The sequence below is a fragment of the Pseudescherichia sp. AS216 genome, from assembly GCF_037152055.1.
In the GTDB taxonomy this organism is placed as follows: Bacteria; Pseudomonadota; Gammaproteobacteria; order Enterobacterales; family Enterobacteriaceae; genus Pseudescherichia.
The window spans coordinates 588524-609281 of sequence record NZ_JBBCMV010000002.1 but is presented as its reverse complement, the minus strand read 5'-3'; the positions used below and the strand labels follow the sequence as shown (position 1 = coordinate 609281).

Annotated in this window: 15 protein-coding genes; 10 read left to right on the top strand and 5 right to left on the bottom strand. The window is 53.7% G+C overall.

Going from position 1 to position 20758, the window contains the following annotated elements; genetic code table 11:
- Positions 1–3: 3 nt before the first annotated feature.
- The gene (locus WFN61_RS08415; RefSeq protein WP_222890669.1) at positions 4–561 is read right to left on the bottom strand and encodes a YtfJ family protein; all 558 of its coding nucleotides are present in this window, start codon (positions 559–561) and stop codon (positions 4–6) included.
- Between the two features lie 327 nt (positions 562–888).
- Between WFN61_RS08415 and WFN61_RS08410 the strand changes: the two genes are divergently transcribed.
- Complete coding sequence (locus WFN61_RS08410) at positions 889–1095, top strand: DUF1107 domain-containing protein (protein WP_042388447.1); 207 nt, start codon at positions 889–891, stop codon at positions 1093–1095.
- Between the two features lie 104 nt (positions 1096–1199).
- Here WFN61_RS08410 and WFN61_RS08405 read toward each other — a convergent pair whose 3' ends face one another.
- Positions 1200–2537 (bottom strand): hemolysin family protein, encoded by a 1338-nt coding sequence (locus tag WFN61_RS08405; RefSeq protein WP_144816512.1) that lies wholly within the window; start codon positions 2535–2537, stop codon positions 1200–1202.
- A 334-nt stretch (positions 2538–2871) separates the two neighbouring features.
- Here WFN61_RS08405 and WFN61_RS08400 point away from each other — a divergent pair, with 334 nt between their 5' ends.
- The gene (locus tag WFN61_RS08400; protein WP_337038523.1) at positions 2872–6801 is read left to right on the top strand and encodes an RHS repeat domain-containing protein; all 3930 of its coding nucleotides are present in this window, start codon (positions 2872–2874) and stop codon (positions 6799–6801) included.
- Positions 6802–6848: 47 nt separating this feature from the next.
- Positions 6849–7979, top strand: coding sequence for an RHS repeat-associated core domain-containing protein (locus tag WFN61_RS08395; RefSeq protein WP_337038522.1), 1131 nt, complete (start codon positions 6849–6851; stop codon positions 7977–7979).
- 47 nt (positions 7980–8026) lie between these two features.
- Here the strand turns inward: WFN61_RS08395 and msrA are convergent, their stop codons facing one another.
- Positions 8027–8668 (bottom strand): peptide-methionine (S)-S-oxide reductase MsrA, encoded by a 642-nt coding sequence (gene msrA, locus WFN61_RS08390; RefSeq protein ID WP_144816508.1) that lies wholly within the window; start codon positions 8666–8668, stop codon positions 8027–8029.
- Positions 8669–8879: 211 nt separating this feature from the next.
- Here msrA and tamA point away from each other — a divergent pair, with 211 nt between their 5' ends.
- The 3 genes from tamA to WFN61_RS08375 are packed head-to-tail and all read left to right on the top strand — an operon-like array spanning position 8880 to position 14733.
- Positions 8880–10613: an autotransporter assembly complex protein TamA gene (tamA, locus tag WFN61_RS08385; protein ID WP_144816506.1), complete on the top strand. Its 1734-nt coding sequence runs from the start codon at positions 8880–8882 to the stop codon at positions 10611–10613.
- Positions 10610–14386, top strand: coding sequence for an autotransporter assembly complex protein TamB (gene tamB / locus WFN61_RS08380; RefSeq protein WP_337038521.1), 3777 nt, complete (start codon positions 10610–10612; stop codon positions 14384–14386). The genes tamA and tamB overlap by 4 nt, the downstream gene beginning before the upstream one ends.
- Positions 14387–14388: 2 nt before the next feature.
- The gene (locus tag WFN61_RS08375) at positions 14389–14733 is read left to right on the top strand and encodes a gamma-glutamylcyclotransferase family protein (RefSeq protein ID WP_144816502.1); all 345 of its coding nucleotides are present in this window, start codon (positions 14389–14391) and stop codon (positions 14731–14733) included.
- Between the two features lie 48 nt (positions 14734–14781).
- Here WFN61_RS08375 and WFN61_RS08370 read toward each other — a convergent pair whose 3' ends face one another.
- Together WFN61_RS08370 and ppa are read right to left on the bottom strand one after the other, a co-directional pair.
- A complete protein-coding gene (locus tag WFN61_RS08370; protein WP_337038519.1) occupies positions 14782–15075 on the bottom strand; it encodes a hypothetical protein in 294 nt (97 codons plus the stop codon).
- Positions 15076–15240: 165 nt separating this feature from the next.
- The gene (ppa, locus tag WFN61_RS08365; protein ID WP_042388429.1) at positions 15241–15771 is read right to left on the bottom strand and encodes an inorganic diphosphatase; all 531 of its coding nucleotides are present in this window, start codon (positions 15769–15771) and stop codon (positions 15241–15243) included.
- A gap of 309 nt (positions 15772–16080) precedes the next feature.
- Between ppa and ytfQ the strand changes: the two genes are divergently transcribed.
- The 4 genes from ytfQ (at position 16081) to yjfF (ending at position 20718) form a co-directional block, all read left to right on the top strand.
- On the top strand, positions 16081–17037 hold the full coding sequence (gene ytfQ / locus WFN61_RS08360; protein ID WP_042388427.1) for a galactofuranose ABC transporter, galactofuranose-binding protein YtfQ: 957 nt from the start codon (positions 16081–16083) through the stop codon (positions 17035–17037).
- Positions 17038–17191: 154 nt separating this feature from the next.
- Complete coding sequence (gene ytfR, locus WFN61_RS08355) at positions 17192–18694, top strand: galactofuranose ABC transporter, ATP-binding protein YtfR (protein ID WP_144816500.1); 1503 nt, start codon at positions 17192–17194, stop codon at positions 18692–18694.
- A 10-nt stretch (positions 18695–18704) separates the two neighbouring features.
- Complete coding sequence (gene ytfT / locus WFN61_RS08350) at positions 18705–19730, top strand: galactofuranose ABC transporter, ATP-binding protein YtfT (protein WP_238081746.1); 1026 nt, start codon at positions 18705–18707, stop codon at positions 19728–19730.
- A complete protein-coding gene (yjfF, locus tag WFN61_RS08345) occupies positions 19717–20718 on the top strand; it encodes a galactofuranose ABC transporter, permease protein YjfF (RefSeq protein ID WP_042388421.1) in 1002 nt (333 codons plus the stop codon). Before ytfT ends, yjfF begins: the two co-directional genes overlap by 14 nt.
- The last annotated feature ends 40 nt before the right edge of the window (positions 20719–20758 follow it).

Sequence of the window (20758 nt, the reverse complement as noted above, 5' to 3'; positions counted from 1 at the left end):
TCTTTAGCTCTCCAGCAGCTTACGCAGCAGGGCAATAACCTGCTGCGACTCCTGCTGGGTCAGTGCGCCATCTTTGGCGTAATGTACTCGGCCCTCTCTATCCAGCACCACGACGGCGGAGCTCTCCTCCTCCAGCTGCCAGGCCTTGCGCGTGACCCCATCACTGTCGACGATAAACTGTGACCACGGGTAGAGCTGCTTGTTGCTCTCAATGCTGCTGCGCACAAACATTGCAGAGCCGGGGATAGCATCATCAGTATTTATAATTGTGGTGGTCTGATACCTGTCGTGCGGCAGATTGGCCGATTTGATTGCTTCGATCAGCGCTGCATTTTTCTCTTTCGCCGAGGTGCGGCCAGCAATGTGCATCACCACGCGAACTTTTCCGTTCAGCTGCGCGCTATTCCATTTTTTATAGCTAAACTTATTGTTATCGAAGACCAGCTCTCCCCGATCGGCCACGCCAACCGGGGGCACGCGCTGATTCTCTTCAAAACGGTGAGCCGAGGCCACCAGCGGCAGCAGCAGGCAGGTTACAGCCAGTGTATTGCGTAACGTCATCATGTTTCCCTTATTCAGTGCAGGTGATCCGACCACTTGGTCTCTGCTTTTAATGATAAGTGCAATTAATCTTCTTTTCTCGCAAATGGGGTGCCAGTTTGCGGGCGGACGCACACATTTGCGTAAAAACCCTGCCTTATACTGTCGTGCTCGGTGCCTGGGGTAGAAAATTCTGATTAATTGTAATCAAACGGTAAATAAACTTATGCATACTGGGTATCAATGAGTTTGTGGTCTATAGTCACTGGGCAACAAAATTTGCGTTCATTAAAGTCGAGCCAATTGTGGCGTCGCTTGGGCGTAAGATTCAGCAGGAGAGAAAGAAGAATGAAAATTTTCCAACGTTACAATCCGCTCCAGGTAGCGAAGTACGTGAAGATCCTGTTCCGTGGACGGTTGTATATCAAGGACGTAGGCGCTTTTGAGTTCGACAAGGGTAAAATCCTGGTCCCAAAAGTGAAAGACAAGCAGCACTATTCTGTAATGTCTGAAGTTAATCGCCAGGTTATGCGACTGCAAACCGATATGGCGTAAGCAACGTACTATATAAACGTACTATGTAAACGTGCTATGCAGTAGTTCATTAACATAATAAGACGGCCCCTAAAGGGGCCGTTGATGTTTCTGAGGAAGAGGCTTTACGCCGCGCTTTGGTTTTCAGCGTCCGGCAGTTTCGGCGTCAGCGTGGTAGGTTTGCTGTCGAGGCGAGTCACCAGCAGCTGGTCGATACGGTAGTTATCGATATCCACCACCTCAAACTTATAGCCCGAGAACTTCACTGAATCGGTGCGTTTCGGGATTTTACGCAGCATGAACATCATAAATCCGCCGATGGTTTCGTAGTTACCCGACTGTGGGAACTCGTCGATATCCAGCACGCGCATGACGTCATCAATAGGCGTACCGCCATCGATAAGCCAGGAGTTCTCATCACGAGCAACGATCTGGTCCTCCTGCCCCTGACCGACCAAATCCCCCATCAGGGTGGTCATCACATCATTGAGGGTGATGATACCTACCACCAGCGCATACTCGTTCATGATCACCGCGAAGTCTTCCCCCGCTGCCTTAAAGCTTTCTAGCGCCTCAGAGAGGGTAAGGGTATCCGGCACGATCAGCGTATTGCGGATCTGCACGCCGCTGTTCAGCGCCAGGCTCTGGTTAGCCAGCACGCGGTTAAGCAGATCTTTTGAGTCGACGTAGCCCACGATGTGATCGATATCCTGATTACAGACCAGGAACTTGGAGTGCGGATGCTCCGCCACCTTGCTCTTCAGGCTCTGCTCATCTTCGTGCAGATCGAACCAGATGACGTTTTCGCGCGAGGTCATGGATGACGGCACGGTGCGCGACTCCAGCTCAAACACGTTCTCAATCAGTTCGTGCTCCTGCTTACGCAGCACGCCCGCCAGCGCTCCGGCCTCAAACACCGCGTAGATGTCATCGGAGGTGAGGTCGTCCTTGCGCTCCATCGGCAGCTTAAAGATGCGGAAGATAACGTTGGACAGCCCGTTAAAGAACCACACCAGCGGACGGAAGATGAACAGGCAGAAGCGCATCGGGTTGATGATGCGCAAAGCCACGGCTTCAGGCGCAATCATACCGATGCGTTTCGGGGTCAGGTCGGCGAAAAGAATGAACAGGCCGGTAACCAGCGAGAAGGAGAGGATAAAGCTCAGCCGATCCGCCAGCTCGGGCGACACGACATTTGATAGCACGTCATAAAACACCGGCGAGAAGGCCGCATCACCGACGATACCACCGAGAATAGCCACGGCGTTAAGGCCAATCTGCACGACGGTAAAGAAGGTGCCGGGGTTTTCCTGCATTTTCAGGATGCGCTGGGCATTGATATTGCCATCGTCGGCCAGCAGCTTAAGTTTGATTTTACGGGAGGCCGCAAGCGAAATCTCCGACAGCGAGAAGAACGCACTTACGGCAATCAGGCAAAGTATCAGTAGAATACTGTTTAACATATCTTATCCAGCCATTGGCCAGATCCTCAAGAGGGGAAAGTTGAAAATCCATGTAATACATCAGGTTAAACGCCGATCCACGGCGAGTGGATCTGCGATCCTGGGGTAGTATAGCGTAAGGCAGGGGAGGGCTGCCAGCGTCGTCAGTACACTGTTTGTACAGTAGCCAGTTTTAAACCTGCTAAGTAGTCGGATTTGCTCTTATTACATCATCTAAATATCAGTCATGGCACGCCAAAAAACGGGCTTTTTAAATAAATTAGAAAACACTAGTTTTATACGTGCCCGCTTATTTTCCCTTATTAATAATTTATTTTATTGCTGAGGTACCGCCATGAGTGCAAATTACTATTCACAAACGCCCAACTTTCTTAGCGCCTCTTCTGAGGATGTCGATCCCCGTACCCGCCTGTTTAGCTTTCAGCACTCCCTTGGCCAAATCATTGGTAATAGCGCCATGGGGCCGGAGCTGACTTTTTCTATCGGCTATTCGGCTACCTCAGGCACTGACTATTATGATTTGGGTATCGGGATTGCGCCAGCGCTGACTCTTTTTGATTATAACAACGGACAGCTTTCGCTGGCATCGGGGGAGAGCTACACAGTAGATGCCTCAGTGAACCCACCTATTGTCCGGCAAAATAAGATGCGCACCTTTGATTTCATTCGGATAAGCAATCCGGACGGTAGCGATGGGTTTAGGGTAATAGAAAATGATGGCAGCGTGACCGATTTAACTGAATATGATTCGGGTATTTATGTCACGACCAGAATATATAACGCGCTGGGGTACTCGTTAAATATTAACTGGGATTTTACGTCCTGGGGCTGGGGGATTGACTCCATTATCGATGACAGCGGCGTAACGCACTTAAAATTCGATCATGATGCCGGGCCTGCCCTGACCTTTTATCCTGGCTCAAGTGAGGAGTACACTATTACCCTGCAAAAATCGAATGGCTATCTGTCAGCTATTTCTCACTCTGGGTTACCGGAAGGCCAGTGGCAATATTTTTATGAAGATGTGGGAATGGGGAACGGGCTGCTTACCCTGACTAAAACCCAGGCGATTACCGGATTAATTAAATCTGTAACCTATAACAGTGGCACAACCAATGGTCTGATGCTGTTTCCGGCTCAGTCCGGGGAAGGTTCACTGCCAGCTGTCACTGAGTTGGTCATCGACCCTGGTTTTGATCAGCCACAAATGATTACAACCTATACGCCAGATACCCCGCAGGGTTTCCCTAACTATCTGGGCTACGATGCGCCGCAGGGCGGCCAGTGGGACGCCTCAACCGACTATGTTTATAGCCTGGCGGGGCAGGACTATTTCTACTCCACAACGCTGATACAGGCCGACAGCGATGGGCAGGCGATTACCACTACCTATACCTACAATAACTACCATCTTCTGAGCAAGCTGGAGGTAGCGCAGGGTGAAACATATTACTCTGCTGAAACTTACTACTATGCCGATGCCTGGCAGGTCGATCATCCTGATACCAGCTACGACGATCTACCTGCGCAATATCAGTATCCGCAAACGCAAACATTGACGTGGACGGACAGCAGCGGCACGCGTAGTGAATTGACGCAATACCAATACGATGATTTTGGCAATCTGACGCAGCAGATCGATCCCGACGGTATCCAGACCGACTATGAGTATTACAGTGCGGACGGTGAAGCAGATAGCGCTGACGGCTACACCGGCTGCCCTGCCGATCCTAATGGCTTCGCCAACCTGGTGAAAAGTAAAAAGATCACTCCTGCTCCTTCTGATTATGACGACGTCCCTGTTCGGGCAACCTACACTCACTATAGCGTTCTTGACGCGTTAGATGATCGGCCTATGGCAACGGCAATCGTCAAAGATAAAGAGTCGCTGGTGAAATTGCTCGACAGTAGCAAACAACCATTAACATCGCTAAATACACAATATTATTCAGACGATAAAACATCATTTGAATATGGGCATATCCAGAGCAAAAACACAACTGTTTATAGTACCGACACACAGGGAACAACGCCCTATTCAGCAATCCAGACACATGATTATGACTTAACCGATGGCGTTCTTGAAAGTAAAATGACATTGGTAAGCTTCGATAATATTTCCTTGACCGGTATTATGGCACGTTCAATCTATTCAGGGAAAATTAACGCGTTAACGGATTTTTTAGGCACACCGCATACCTACTATTATGATGAGGCTGGGCGTTTCTCTTCTATGATAACGCATGAAGGCAATGCTGATTATGAAAGAAAACTTAGCGTTGATTATTCAATGACATCGCTGAGTACCAATTTTACGAATTATAATGATAATGTGTCTCGTCTCAATTATGATGCTCTTGGTCGGGTGATATCACTTGAAAAAAGTGCAACCGAACAGATTAATCAGGAGTTTAGCACAGTATTATCACGTAGCTATGACTCACTTGGTCGGATCCTTTATGAGACCATAACGGACAGTTATCTGGACGATCAGGGTAAGATTCAATGCGCTGTAATTAATATTAAAAACCAATTCAACAACTGGGCACAGATCTGCGCGCATGATTTTTTCTCGGACGTTAACGATCCTGAAGCCAGCGTCTGGCTGACCCGGATGCTGCAATTTGATGCTGTCGGTAAAGACTATAAAAAATTTTTACAATCTGCAGCAGGCCATAAGGCCTCAAAAAGCACGCTATCGCTTAATGATATGAATGTCCCGCAATCTATTACTGTTTATGATAAAAACGATAATATCTATTCTACGACGCACTCTTCCTATGATGGTTTGAAGCGCCTTCGTCACGCCGTCGATCCGATGGGTCATGCAGTTGATTATGAATACGATGATTTCGATCGCGCATATAAAACAACGTATGCGGATGGTACTACTATAAAACAGGAGTATGCTCCTCATTTTAGTATTGCCATAGTTCAGAAGATAACCGTTATCGACACGGATGGGACAGCCTATGTGATGGGTACACGGGAGATTGATGGTTTAGGCCGGATACATAACTCGACGGTAGGTGGTCGATATGAAGTCTATACATATAGCGATAATACTCCCGACCCTCGTACCCTTACCGATAGTCTAAACAGGGTCTTTACCTATGGGTACGATCCTATGCTGGAGAATGCTCTAACCTCTATTACTGCGGATGACAACGGGCAAAGCACAGAGCAAACCTATACCTATTTTAAAAATCGGGGGTTACTTGATACCGTTATCGAAACCGGGCAGCAAGAAAACTCGTATACATGGTTTACATCCGGACAGGTCAATACTGAAACTGTAGCCAATAGCCTTGGTAATAAAACGCCGGTTTACAAATGGAGCGTAATGAATAAACCGGTGAGCTATACCGACATTGCAGGTAATATACAGTGGATAAGCTATAACCTTTCAGGAAAAGATGCAGGCAAGCCGCTTACTATTAGAGACCCTGCTGTCACGCTCACTTTTTCCTATGATGAATTTGGCCGACTCCAGACACAAATAGCTGAAACGAGCAATGGCTCAGCCAGCCTTGAGACAACGATTGGCTATGATGATTACGGCCGTGAACAGTCTCGTACGCTCACGCCTAACAGTGGCGAGGCTATTACTATCACCACCGGATACTATGAAAACAATCAAATCTCAAATGTTACTATTACGCAAGGAAAAACAACGCTTAGTGATAACCAGTATTATTACGATTCACGTAATCGGCTTCGGCAGCATGACTGCAGTGGTAGCATATTGCCAAAAGATGGTTATGGGGTGGAGTTTACTTCGCAGGTTTTTGAATATGATTGCCTGAATAATATTAGAGCCTGCACGACGGTCGGCAGCAACGGCGCTACGGATAAAGCCACTTTTAAATATATTAATAGCGGCGATTCATCTGCTATATATATTAATAATGACGATGCAACCCAACTTACCTCAATCACACACAGTGGTAACCCTGCATATCCACCTGTTATTAATTTGGCTTATTATGATGATGGGCGCCTGAAAATTGATGAAGCTGGCCGGACGTTACACTATGATGCATCGGGTCGTCTATTTAGCATAGAGACAACAGATGGTAGTCAGGCGGGCTACGGCTACGATGGTCTGCATAACCTTGTCTTCCAGTCGATAAATAGTCAGGAGCAGTATCTTTATTACCGTGGTTCGCAACTGGTTAATCAGATTCGCCAAAGCGAGCAGCAGCAGGATCGTATTATCTCTGGCCTGGCAGGCAATGCTGCGGTAAGTCACGAACAGCTATAGCTATGAGAGTGTTGTTGGTAGAATATCTAATCACTGGAGCGTAAATTATGTCTTTACAACTCATTGGTACTAACCAGACTAATAGTACGCTGCTGGCTTATGACGGTGGCACCCAGCAGGTTAATCTCTTTTCTACTTTTGGTGCTGCTGATAAGCCACAAAATGGCCAGCTTCCTGGCTTTAACGGTGAGCGCCCGGATCCTTTAACCGGCACGTCGCATTTAGGCAACGGCTATCGTGCCTATAACCCGATATTAATGCGTTTTAACTGTCCGGACAGCGAAAGCCCATTCGGGGTAGGGGGAATTAATCCTTATGCTTATTGTGAGGACGATCCCGTAAACTTTACCGACCCAAGTGGTCATGGGATTTTAAAATTGTTTACCTTTGGCTTTGCATCTCTTTTTCGACATCTTTTTGCAGATGAAACTGCTGACGCTTTTGCAAGCACCGTAGCTAAAACAACAAGTAATGTATTGACATATGGTACACAGGTATCTTCAGCCCTAACTAACTATATTGCTTTCGCTGTAGCTAGTAACAATCCTCAAGCAGCGATGAAATTAGAAAAGGCTTCTTATGCTTTGGGTATAATAAACTCAGTATCAACATTATACTCTTCTTTTAATTACATTTCTAAAAAAATTAAGGCTTCAAGAATCAACAGATCGTTAGATAAATTCATGAAGGATGTCAAAAAATCACTCACTAAGTTTGATGAGCTTGGTAATGTACAGCATACAAGTAATGATATAGCGGACATGCTGGAACATAATTTAGCAAATAATTTAGTAGATGAAGTTGCAGAGGTTGCTGAAGAGCTTACTGAAGAGTTCCTTGATACCGAAATCAACATTCGAACAAAAGCTGAAAGCATCGATCATGGTCTCAGTAATGCTAAACTATTATATGAAACGATAAATTTTACAGCAAGTTTGACATCTACTGTTTTCAATATAGCCAGTGAGTCGATAAGGAAAAATAATCCCCAAAAAGCAGAGGATTTATCATATGTGTCGTCTATTTTTGGCAACATTGATTTAGGGATGGGGCTTTTCGGAACTATTCACGGCTTAAAAGAAAAAGTGTTGTGGATTCATGATAAAGGGCGTCAATTTCACAGCTATGCTAAGTTTAAAATAAGTATTCTAAAATTAGATAGTTCATCAGAAGCTTAATTCGCTTTAATAAAATGCGCCACGCTTGCGTGGCGCATTTACAACAGCTATACCGTCTGCGGCGGCAGGCACACCCCAATCCCACCGATCCCACAGTACCCGTACGGGTTCTTGTGCAGATACTGCTGGTGATCGTCCTCAGCATAGTAGAACGGCCCGGCGGTTTTGATCTCGGTGGTCACCTGACGATCGTCCCCGGCGCTACGCATTGCCTGCTGGAAACGGGCCAGGCTCGCCTTCGCGGCTGCTTCCTGCTCCGGCGTCAGCGGGTAGATGGCCGAGCGGTACTGGGTTCCGTGGTCGTTGCCCTGGCGCATGCCCTGGGCCGGATCGTGATTCTCCCAGAAGACCTGTAGCAGCTGCTCGTAGCTAATCACGCTCGGGTCATAGACCACGCGCACGGCTTCGGCGTGCCCGGTCTCGCCGGAACAGACTTCACGGTAGGTGGGATTCGGCGTATAGCCGCCCGCGTAGCCTGCTGCGGTGCTGTAGACACCGGGCAGTACCCAGAACAGGCGCTCCACGCCCCAGAAGCAGCCCATCGCAAACAGCGCGGTCTCCATCCCTTCGGGTACATTGGTCATCGAGTGTTCGTTAACGGCATGCAGACTGGCTACCGGCATAGGTGTATTGCGTCCTGGCAATGCATCCGCTTGAGTAACGAGGTGCTTCTTATCAAATAGACTCACGGTGTGGCCTCCCAGGAACAGATCTGTGATCAAGGTTGTAACGCAGCGTTGAATTGAACACAATAAATGCTGCAAATACGGCTAGATTTAAACATTAAGAAGTATTGGGCTAGCCAGCCATTTTTCAACCCACTATGGTGGGTATTTGTTTAGCCGGGGAGCGGCATTTCGGTTTCCTTACCTTCAGGGAGCCTGATATTCAGGAGAGAACGTGCCACACATCCGACTGATAGGTTTCACTACCCTGCTGCTGGTGAGCGGAACGGCCTTAGCGGCAAACGTCCGTTTACAGGTAGAGGGGTTATCGGGCGCGCTGCAAAAAAACGTTCGTGCCCAGCTCTCAACCATCGAGAGTGATGAAGTAACGGCGGATCAGCGTTTCCGCGCTCGCGTTGATGATGCCATCCGCGACGGACTAAAAGCGCTAGGCTACTATGAGCCAACCATCGATTTTGAACTGCGTCCACCGCCGGCGAAGGGCCGCCAGGTACTGATCGCCCGCGTCTCGCCCGGCACGCCTGTGCGCGTCGGAGGAACGGATGTGATCCTGCGCGGCGGAGCGCGCACCGACAGTGACTACCTCGACCTGCTAAAAACCCGACCGGCGATTGGCACGGTGCTGAACCATAACGACTACGACAGCTTTAAGAAGGGCCTTACCAGCGTCGCGCTGCGCAAAGGCTACTTCGACAGCGCCTTCAACAAAAGCCAGCTCGGCATCGCCCTCGATCGCCATCAGGCATTCTGGGATATCGACTACGATAGCGGGCAGCGCTACCGCTTCGGCAAGGTGACTTTTGAAGGCTCGCAGATCCGCGACGAGTATCTGCAAAACCTGGTGCCCTTTAAAGAGGGCGACGAGTACCAGACCAAAGATCTGGCGGAGCTAAACCGCCGCCTCTCTGCTACCGGCTGGTTTAACTCGGTGATTGTTGCTCCAGAGTTTGAAAAATCGCGTAAAACCAAGGTGCTGCCGCTGCACGGGGTGGTTTCGCCCCGCACGCAGAATACGATAGAGACCGGGGTGGGCTACTCTACCGACGTCGGTCCGCGCGTGAAGGCCACCTGGCGCAAGCCGTGGATCAACTCCTACGGCCACAGTTTTACTACTTCCACCAGCATCTCCGCGCCCGAACAGCAGCTCGACTTTAGCTACAAGATGCCGCTGCTGAAGAATCCGCTGGAGCAGTACTACCTGGTGCAGGGCGGCTTTAAGCGTACCGATCTCAATGATACCGAGGCGGACTCCACCACCCTGGCGCTCTCCCGCTACTGGGATCTCTCCAGCGGCTGGCAGCGCGCCATTAACCTGCGCTGGAGCCTGGATCACTTTACCCAAGGCAGCGTGACCCATACCACCATGCTGCTCTACCCTGGCGTGATGATTAGCCGGACCCGCTCGCGCGGCGGCCTGATGCCGACCTGGGGCGACTCCCAGCGCTACTCCATCGACTACTCCAACACGGCCTGGGGGTCCGACGTCGACTTCTCGGTCCTGCAGGCGCAGAACGTCTGGATCCGTACCCTCTACGATCGCCACCGCTTTGTGGTGCGCGGCAACCTGGGCTGGATCGAAACCGGCGATTTCGATCGGGTGCCACCGGATCTACGCTTCTTTGCTGGGGGCGATCGCAGCATCCGTGGCTATAAGTACAAATCGATCTCGCCAGAGGATAGCGAAGGCAAGCTGAAGGGGGCTTCCAAGCTGGCCACCGGCTCGCTGGAGTATCAGTACAACGTGACCGGCAAGTGGTGGGGCGCGACCTTCATCGACAGCGGCGAGGCAGTGAGCGATATCCGCCGCAGCGACTTTAAAACCGGTGCAGGCGTGGGCGTGCGCTGGGAGTCGCCGGTCGGGCCGATAAAGCTTGATTTTGCCCTGCCTATCGCCGACGACGACAAGCACGATCTACAGTTCTACATCGGTCTGGGGCCTGAATTATGAGTTTATGGAAGAAGATAAGCCTCGGGGTGGTGGTGTTTATTGTGCTGCTGCTGGGGGCGGTGGCGTTTCTGGTGGGCACCACCAGCGGGCTGCATATTGTGTTCAAGGCCGCGAACCGCTGGGTGCCAGGGCTGGAGATTGGCCAGGTTACCGGCGGCTGGCGTGACCTGACTCTGCGTAATATCCGCTATGACCAGCCCGGCGTGGCGGTTAACGCCGGAGAGATCCACCTTGCGGTAAAGCTTGCCTGCCTGCGGGACAGCAGCCTGTGCGTTAACGATCTGTCGCTAAAAGACATTAACGTGACGGTAGATAGCACTAAGATGCCGCCTGCCGCTCAGGTGGAAGAGGAGGATAGCGGGCCGCTCGATCTCTCTACTCCCTATCCGATTACCCTCAGCCGGGTGGCGCTGAACAACGTTAATATCAAGATTGATAACACCACCGTTTCGGTGATGGATTTCACCACCGGGCTGAACTGGCAGGAGAAAAACCTGACCGTTAAGCCAACCTCGTTACAGGGGCTGCTGATTGCCCTGCCGAAGGTGGCCGACGTGGCGCAGGAGCAGATCGTCGAGCCGAAGATCGAGCAGCCGAAGCCCGAGGAGAAGCCTCTGGGTGAAACGCTGAAGGATCTCTTCTCTAAGCCAGTGCTGCCGGAGATGACCGACGTCCATCTGCCGCTCAACCTCAATATTGAAGAGTTTCGCGGCGAGCAGCTGCGTCTTACCGGTGATACCGACATTGTGGTGCGCAGCCTGCTGCTGAAGGTGAGCAGCATCGACGGCAACACCCGACTCGACGCCCTTGATATCGACTCAAACCAGGGCACCGTTAACGCCACCGGCACGGCGCAGCTGAGCAACAGCTGGCCGGTGGATATTACCCTCAACAGCACATTGAACGTCGATCCTCTGAAGGGCGAGAAGGTGAAGCTCAAGGTCGGCGGCGCGCTGCGCGAGACGCTTGACGTGGGGGTTAACCTCTCCGGCCCGGTGGACATGGTGCTGCGGGCGAAGACGCAGCTGGCAGAGGCGGGGCTGCCCCTGAACCTGGATATCATTAGCGAGCAGCTCTACTGGCCCTTTACCGGCGAGCGACAGTATCAGGCTGACGACCTGCGGCTGAAGCTGAGCGGTAAGATGACCGACTACACCCTCTCGTTCCGCACGGCGGTGAAAGGGCAGCAGGTTCCGCCTGCGACCATCACGCTGGATGCGAAAGGCAACGAGCAGCAGATCAATCTCGACAAGCTGACCATCGCCGCGCTGGAGGGCAAAACCGAGCTGAAGGCGCTGCTCGACTGGCAGCAGGCCATCAGCTGGCGTGGGGAGTTAACGCTTAACGGCATCAATACGGCTAAAGAGGTGCCCGACTGGCCGTCGAAGCTCAACGGCCTGATTAAAACGCGCGGCAGCCTCTACGGCGGCAGCTGGCAGATGGAAGTGCCGGAGATGAAAATTACCGGCAACGTCAAGAACAACAACGTAAACGTCAACGGCTCGCTCAAGGGCAACAGCTATATGCAGTGGACCGTACCGGGCCTGCACCTTGAGCTGGGGCGCAACAGCGCCGACGTTAAGGGCGAGCTGGGGGTTAAGGCGCTGAATCTCGACGCCAACATCGATGCACCGGGGCTGGATAACGCGCTACCGGGCCTGGGCGGCACGGCGAAGGGGTTAGTCAAAGTACGGGGCACGGTGGATGCGCCGCAGGTGCAGGCGGATATCACCGCCAACAACCTGCGCTGGCAGGAGCTCTCCATCGCCCGCGTGCGCGTTGAGGGTGACATAAAATCTACCGACCAGATCGCCGGGAGTCTCACCGCCCGCGTAGAGCGCATCGTTCAGCCGGGCGTTAACCTGAGCCTGGTCACTCTGGATGCCAAAGGCAGCGAAAAGCAGCACGAGCTGAACCTGCGGGCGCAGGGCGAGCCGGTGTCCGGCCAGCTACGCCTGGCGGGCAGCTTTGACCGTGCTCACCAGCGCTGGAAAGGGACCCTGAGCGATACGCGTTTTGCTACGCCGGTCGGGCCGTGGTCGCTGAATCGCGCCATTGCCCTCGACTACCGTGGCGAGGAGCAGAAGGTAAGCATTGGGCCACACTGCTGGACCAACCCTAACGCGGAGCTGTGCGTGCCGCAGACCGTGGACGCAGGCGCAGAGGGACGGGCGGTGGTTAACCTGAACCGCTTCGACCTGGCGATGCTGAAACCCTTTATGCCAGATACCACCCAGGCCAGCGGATCGTTCAGCGGCCGGGCGGACGTCAGCTGGGATACCACCAAACCGGGACTGCCGCAGGGTGAAGTGACCCTGGCCGGGCGCAACGTGCGGGTGACGCAGACCGTTAACGATGCGCCGCTGCGAGTCGCATTCGATACGCTTAACCTCAACGCGAAGCTGCGCGACAACCGCGCCGATCTCGGGTGGATGATGCGCCTGACCAATAACGGCCAGTTTGACGGCCAGGTGCAGGTCACCGATCCTCAGGGGCAGCGCAACCTCGGCGGCACGGTGAATATCCGCAACTTCTCCATCGCGATGATCAACGCCATCTTCTCCCGTGGTGAGAAGGCGGCGGGTACGCTCAACGCTAACCTGCGGCTGGCGGGCAACGTGCAGAGCCCGCAGCTGTTTGGCCAGATGGGGCTGAACGGCGTGGATATTGACGCTAACTTTATGCCGTTTGAGATGCAGCCCAGCCAGGTAGCGATGAACTTCAATGGCCAAAGTTCGACTCTGCAAGGGGTGGTCCGCACTCGACAGGGCGAGATTAACCTAAGCGGTAATGCCGACTGGAGCCAGATCGACAACTGGCGTGCACGGATCGCGGCGAAGGGCAGCCGGGTACGGATTACCGTCCCGCCGATGGTTCGCCTTGACGCGTCCCCGGACGTGGTATTCGAAGCTACGCCGCAGCTCTTCACCCTCGACGGCAGCATTGATGTGCCATGGGCACGCATTGTGGTCCACGACGTACCGGAGAGCGCGGTAGGGGTTTCCAGCGACGAAGTGATGCTTAACAGCCAGCTGCAGCCGGAGGAGCCGCAGACCGCAGGCATCCCGATCAACAGTAATTTAACCGTTCACGTGGGCAATAACGTGCGTCTGGACGCGTTTGGCTTAAAAGCACGCTTAACGGGCGATCTTAAAGTTGCTCAGGATAAACAAGGACTTGGCTTAAATGGACAGATTAATATTCCTCAGGGTCGCTTCCATGCGTACGGTCAGGATTTGATTGTGCGCAAAGGTGAGTTATTGTTCTCGGGTCCGCCGGATCAACCTTTGCTTAACATCGAAGCGATCCGTAACCCGGAATCCACTGAAAACGACGTTATTGCCGGCGTACGTGTGACCGGAACTGCCGACGAACCTAAGGCTGAGATCTTCTCTGACCCGGCGATGTCGCAGCAGGAAGCACTCTCCTATCTGCTTCGCGGCCAGGGGCTGGAGAGCACACAGAGCGACAGCGCAGCGATGACGTCGGCGCTGGTGGGCCTGGGCGTTGCCCAGAGCGGACAGGTTGTGGGTCGAATCGGCGAGACCTTTGGCGTCAGCAATCTGGCATTGGACACGCAGGGCGTAGGCGACTCCTCCCAGGTGGTGGTCAGCGGCTATGTTCTGCCGGGATTGCAGGTGAAGTATGGCGTGGGTATTTTTGACTCTCTGGCGACGCTCACGTTACGCTATCGCCTGATGCCTAAGCTATATCTGGAAGCGGTGTCTGGCGTAGACCAGGCACTAGATCTGCTCTATCAGTTTGAGTTTTAGCAATGCGAATATTTGTTTACGGCAGTTTACGACGCAAGCAAGGTAACAGTCACTGGATGACTAATGCTCAATGGCTGGGCGATCACAGCGTTGAGAATTATCAACTTTACAGTCTGGGGCACTACCCAGGTGCGGTGCCCGGTCCGGGCCATGTGCTGGGTGAAGTTTACCGTATTGACGCCGAAACCCTGGCCGAGCTGGATCAGCTCCGCACCGCGGGCGGGGAGTACAAGCGTCAATTGATTCAGACACCGTACGGCAGTGCATGGATGTACGTGTACCAGCTGTCGGTGGATGAACACACGCGGATAGAGACCGGGAACTGGTTAGACAGGGATCGGGACTAACAGCAGCGCCACCTTCGGGTGGCGCTGTTTTTTCTAACGACCCGCGTTTTAGTTTTCTCTATCGGCGCGTCGCTTTTTTAAAAACAGCGGGACAAACAACATGATATACGGCGCAATCAGCCATAGCAGACACAGCGCTCGCGAGTAACCGTGATAGTTGATGCAGCGCGTGTTGCTTGAGATAACGGGCAGGAAAAAGAGTAAAAAAATCAGAATGGCATAATCGCTTTGGTAGGGGAGCCATAGGTAGAGCAAAAACCAGGCAAGCTGAAATGCCATGATGCAGAGATACTGCCACTTGCTGTCTTTGCCGTAACAGTCAAACGCCTTTATGTATCCCATTTTTATGCTTTGAAGAAAGAAACGTAGCATGTAAAACGCTCATATTGACGAAAATAACCAGTCCTGAAGCGATAATAAAATCCGTCGGGTCAGTTTACTAATATGTCTTATTATACAGGGCACAAAAAAGCCCCAACGCGTGGGGCTTGATGACAATAATAACTATTACTTCTTCGCAGCGCGTTCGAAAGAGGCCACGATTTCAGCTTTCGCCGCTTCGGCGTTATCCCAGCCGTCAACCTTAACCCATTTGCCTTTTTCGAGATCTTTGTAGTGCTCGAAGAAGTGGGTGATCTGCGCTTTCAGCAGTTCCGGCAGGTCGTTCACGTCTTTGATGTGATCGTACTCTTTGCTCAGCTTGGTGTGCGGAACCGCAACCAGCTTGGCATCTTCGCCCGCTTCGTCGGTCATCTTCAGCACGCCAACCGGGCGGCAACGCACCACTGAACCCGGCTGCAGCGGGTACGGGGTTGGGACCAGAACGTCAACCGGGTCACCGTCCAGAGAGAGGGTGTGGTTGATGTAGCCGTAGTTACACGGATAGAACATCGCGGTAGACATAAAGCGGTCAACGAACAGCGCGCCAGTGTCTTTGTCGATTTCGTATTTGATCGGATCGGCGTTTGCCGGGATCTCGATAACTACGTAGATGTCTTCTGGCAGATCTTTACCCGCCGGTACGTTCAGTAAGCTCATGTTTGTTTCCTTTAAAATGTGTGGCAAACAAGTGCCGGGTATTATAGCCAACTCACGCCGAAAGTCTTCGCCTGTTTTCGCTTTCCCCCTGCCAATCGCGCGTTTCTCAGACCATTCACATAACCGAAAAGTACATAACCTCAGCCGCATTTTTCATAGCAAAATGAAAGCGATTACAAACTTGTGATTAACGTTTTATTTACTTTTTTGAAGTGTGATGTAACGCAATTCGTTACATCTTCCATTCGCTATAGTCTCTTCGCGAACATCTTTTAGCCAAACAATAATCACCCCTACGAGGACGTTATTATGTGGAAGCGCTTACTTCTGGTCACAGCAGTCTCAGCAGCCATGTCGTCTATGGCGATGGCAGCCCCGTTAACCGTCGGTTTTTCACAGGTCGGCTCCGAATCCGGCTGGCGAGCCGCTGAAACCAACGTCGCGAAAAGCGAAGCGGAAAAACGCGGTATTACGCTGAAAGTCGCCGACGGTCAGCAAAAACAGGAGAACCAGATCAAGGCGGTACGTTCGTTCATCGCCCAGGGCGTGGACGCCATCTTTATTGCCCCGGTAGTGGCGACCGGCTGGGAGCCGGTGCTGAAAGAGGCTAAAGATGCCGAGATCCCGGTGATCCTCCTCGACCGCTCCATTGATGTGAAAGATAAGTCGCTCTACATGACTACCGTTACCGCCAATAACGTGCTGGAAGGCCAGCTGATCGGCGAGTGGCTGATCAAAACCGTCGGCGATAAGAAATGTAACGTTGTCGAACTGCAGGGCACAGTAGGGGCGAGCGTAGCGATTGACCGTAAAAAAGGGTTCGCTGACGCCATCGCCAAAGCGCCAAACATCAAAATCATCCGCTCCCAGTCCGGCGACTTTACCCGCAGCAAAGGGAAAGAGGTCATGGAGAGCTTTATCAAAGCCGAGAATAACGGCAAGAACATCTGCATGGTTTACGCCCATAACGACGATATGGCGATCGGTGCTATTCAGGCCATCAAAGAGGCGGGCCTGAAGCCAGGCAAAGATATCCTGACCGGCTCTATCGATGGCGTGCCGGATATCTTTAAAGCGATGATTGAAGGCGAAGCCAACGCCAGCGTTGAGCTGACGCCGAACATGGCTGGCCCGGCCTTCGACGCGCTGGAGAAATTCAAAAAAGACGGTACCCAGCCTGAGAAAATGACCATGACCAAATCGACGCTCTACCTGCCGGATACGGCGAAAGAAGAGCTCGAGAAGAAGAAAAATATGGGTTACTGAGCCTGAACTTCATGGGCCATGGTAAACATGGTTTTGTAGGCCTGATAAGCGTAGCGCCATCAGGCAATGCCGCGCCGGATGGCGACGCAGGCGTCTTATCCGGCCTACAGGGTGCTGCGGCATCAAGTATCAGGTTCGTTTCGGGGAGGCCATCATGACCACCGACCAACACCAGGAAATTCTGAGTACCGAGGGGTTAAGTAAATTTTTCCCCGGCGTAAAGGCGCTTGATAACGTCAACTTTAGCCTGCGCCGGGGCGAAATTATGGCGCTCCTCGGTGAGAACGGGGCCGGTAAATCAACGCTCATCAAGGCGTTGACCGGCGTCTACCATGCCGATCGCGGCGTTATTCGCCTCGAAGGCCAGGCGATCTCGCCTAAAAACACCGCCCATGCCCAGCAGTTGGGCATCGGAACGGTCTATCAGGAGGTTAACCTGCTGCCGAACATGTCGGTGGCAGATAACCTGTTTATCGGCCGCGAGCCGCGGCGCTTTGGTTTCCTGCAGCGTAAAGAGATGGAGCGCCGTGCCACGGCGCTGATGGCCTCCTACGGCTTCTCGCTTGACGTGCGCGAGCCGCTGAATCGTTTTTCGGTAGCGATGCAGCAGATTGTTGCTATCTGTCGCGCTATCGACCTCTCGGCAAAGGTGTTGATCCTCGACGAGCCTACCGCCAGCCTCGATACCCAGGAGGTGGAGATGCTCTTCACCCTGATGCGCCAGCTGCGCGCCCAGGGCGTGAGCCTGATCTTCGTCACCCATTTCCTTGATCAGGTGTATGAGGTCAGCGACCGCATTACCGTTCTGCGCAACGGCGGCTTTGTTGGCTGCCGCGAAACCCGCGAGCTGCCGCAGATCGAGCTAGTGAAAATGATGCTGGGGCGCGAGCTGGAGAGCAACGCCCTGCAACGGGCGGGCCGGACGCTGCTCAGCGACAAGCCGGTGGCCGCCTTCACCGATTTTGGCAAGAAAGGCACCATCGCACCCTTTAACTTTGCAGTGCGCCCCGGCGAAATCGTCGGTCTCGCCGGGCTGTTAGGCTCCGGACGGACCGAAACCGCCGAGGTGATTTTCGGCATCAAGCCCGCCGACAGCGGCAGGGCGCTCATCAAAGGCAAGCCGCAGACCCTGCGCTCGCCGCATCAGGCGTCGTGCCTGGGGATCGGCTTCTGTCCGGAGGATCGCAAAACCGACGGCATTATTGCCGCGGCCTCGGTGCGGGAGAATATTATTCTCGCCCTGCAGGCCCAGCGCGGCTGGCTGCGGCCCATTCCCCGTCGGGAGCAGAATGAGATCGCCGAGCGCTTTATTCGCCAGCTCGGTATTCGCACCCCCAGCGCCGAGCAGCCGATTGAGTTTCTCTCCGGCGGCAACCAGCAGAAGGTGCTGCTCTCCCGCTGGCTGCTGACCAAACCCCAGTTCCTGATCCTCGACGAGCCGACGCGCGGCATCGACGTAGGGGCTCATGCCGAAATCATCCGGCTTATTGAAACCTTGTGCGCCGACGGCTTAGCGCTACTGGTGATCTCCTCTGAGCTGGAGGAGCTGGTCGGCTATGCCGATCGGGTGATCATCATGCGCGACCGCAAACAGGTGGCAGAGATCCCGCTCGCAGAACTTTCGGTTCCGGCGATCATGAATGCCATCGCGGCATAAGGAGTAGAGTGTGATGCCCCGTTCCCTTCCGCAAACCGGCCAGCCGAAGCGGCGCATAAGCTGGCCGACGGGTATGCCGCAGCTGGTGGCGCTGATCCTGGTGCTGCTGGTTGACAGCCTGGTTGCGCCGCATTTTTTCCAGATCGTTCTGCAGGATGGGCGGCTATTCGGCAGTCCCATCGATATTCTTAACCGTGCTGCACCGGTAGCGCTGCTGGCCATCGGCATGACGCTGGTGATCGCCACCGGGGGGATCGATCTCTCCGTGGGGGCCATCATGGCGATTGCGGGGGCGACGGCGGCTTCGATGACCGTCGCCGGGCACAGCCTGCCAATTGTGCTGCTGGCGGCCATCGGCAGCGGTGTGCTGGCCGGGCTGTGGAACGGCGTGCTGGTGGCCATCCTCAAGATCCAGCCTTTCGTTGCCACGCTGATACTGATGGTCGCCGGGCGCGGCGTGGCGCAGCTGATCACCTCCGGGCAGATCGTCACCTTCAACGCCCCCAGTCTCTCGTGGCTCGGCAGCGGCTCGCTGCTGCTCTTCCCGACGCCGGTGATTATCGCTCTGATAACGCTGGTGGTGTTTTGGCTCTTCACCCGCAAGACGGCGCTGGGCATGTTTATTGAAGCGGTGGGGATCAACATCCGCGCCGCCAAAAATGCCGGGGTGAATACCCGGGTAGTCGTGATGCTGACCTACGTCCTGAGCGGCGTCTGCGCCGCCATTGCTGGCATCATCGTCACGGCGGACATTCGCGGGGCGGATGCCAACAACGCCGGGCTGTGGCTGGAGCTGGACGCCATTCTCGCGGTGGTGATTGGCGGCGGCTCGCTAATGGGCGGGCGCTTCAACCTGCTGCTGTCGATTGTCGGGGCGCTGATTATCCAGGGAATGAACACCGGCATTTTACTCTCGGGTTTCCCGCCGGAGCTGAACCAGGTCGTGAAGGCCGTCGTCGTAATGTGCGTGCTGATTGTGCAGTCGCCGCGCTTTATCGATCTGATTAAGAGGAGCCGTGGTCATGATAAAACGTAACCTGCCGCTGATGATCACGCTCGGCGTGTTCGTGCTCGGCTATCTCTACTGCCTGACCCAGTTTCCGGGCTTCGCCTCGACGCGGGTTATCTGCAACATTTTGACCGATAACGCCTTCCTTGGGATTATCGCCGTTGGCATGACCTTTGTGATCCTCTCCGGCGGCATCGACCTGTCGGTGGGGTCGGTGATCGCCTTTACCGGCGTCTTTCTGGCGAAGGCGATTGGCTTCTGGGGCATCTCACCCCTGCTGGCCTTCCCGCTGGTGCTGGCGATGGGCTGCGCCTTCGGGGCATTTATGGGCCTGCTGATCGATGCCCTGAAGATCCCGGCGTTTATCATTACTCTCGCCGGGATGTTCTTCCTGCGCGGCGTCAGCTACCTGGTCTCTGAAGAGTCGATTCCCATTAACCATCCGATCTACGACACCCTCTCTAGCCTGGCGTGGAAAATTCCCGGCGGCGGTCGCCTGAGCGCGATGGGGCTGCTGATGCTGGGCGTGGTGGTGATAGGCATCTTCCTCGCCCACCGCACGCGCTTTGGCAATCAGGTCTATGCCATTGGCGGCAGCGCCACCTCGGCCAACCTGATGGGCATCTCTACCCGCAGTACCACGATCCGCATCTATATGCTCTCAACCGGGCTGGCGACGCTGGCGGGCATCGTCTTCTCTGTCTACACCCAGGCGGGTTATGCCCTGGCGGGCGTTGGAGTAGAGCTGGACGCCATCGCCTCGGTGGTGATTGGTGGCACGCTGCTCAGCGGCGGCGTGGGAACGGTATTAGGCACGCTGTTTGGCGTGGCGATCCAGGGGCTGATCCAGACCTATATTAACTTCGACGGCACGCTCAGCTCGTGGTGGACAAAGATCGCCATCGGCATTCTGCTGTTTATCTTTATCGCCCTGCAACGCGGCCTGACGGTACTGTGGGAGAACCGGCAGAACTCCCCGGTCACACGGGTGAGCATTCCGGCAACGAAGTCATAACTTTTTGATATGGTTAAAAAATAGCTAAAGCTTTCCCGGT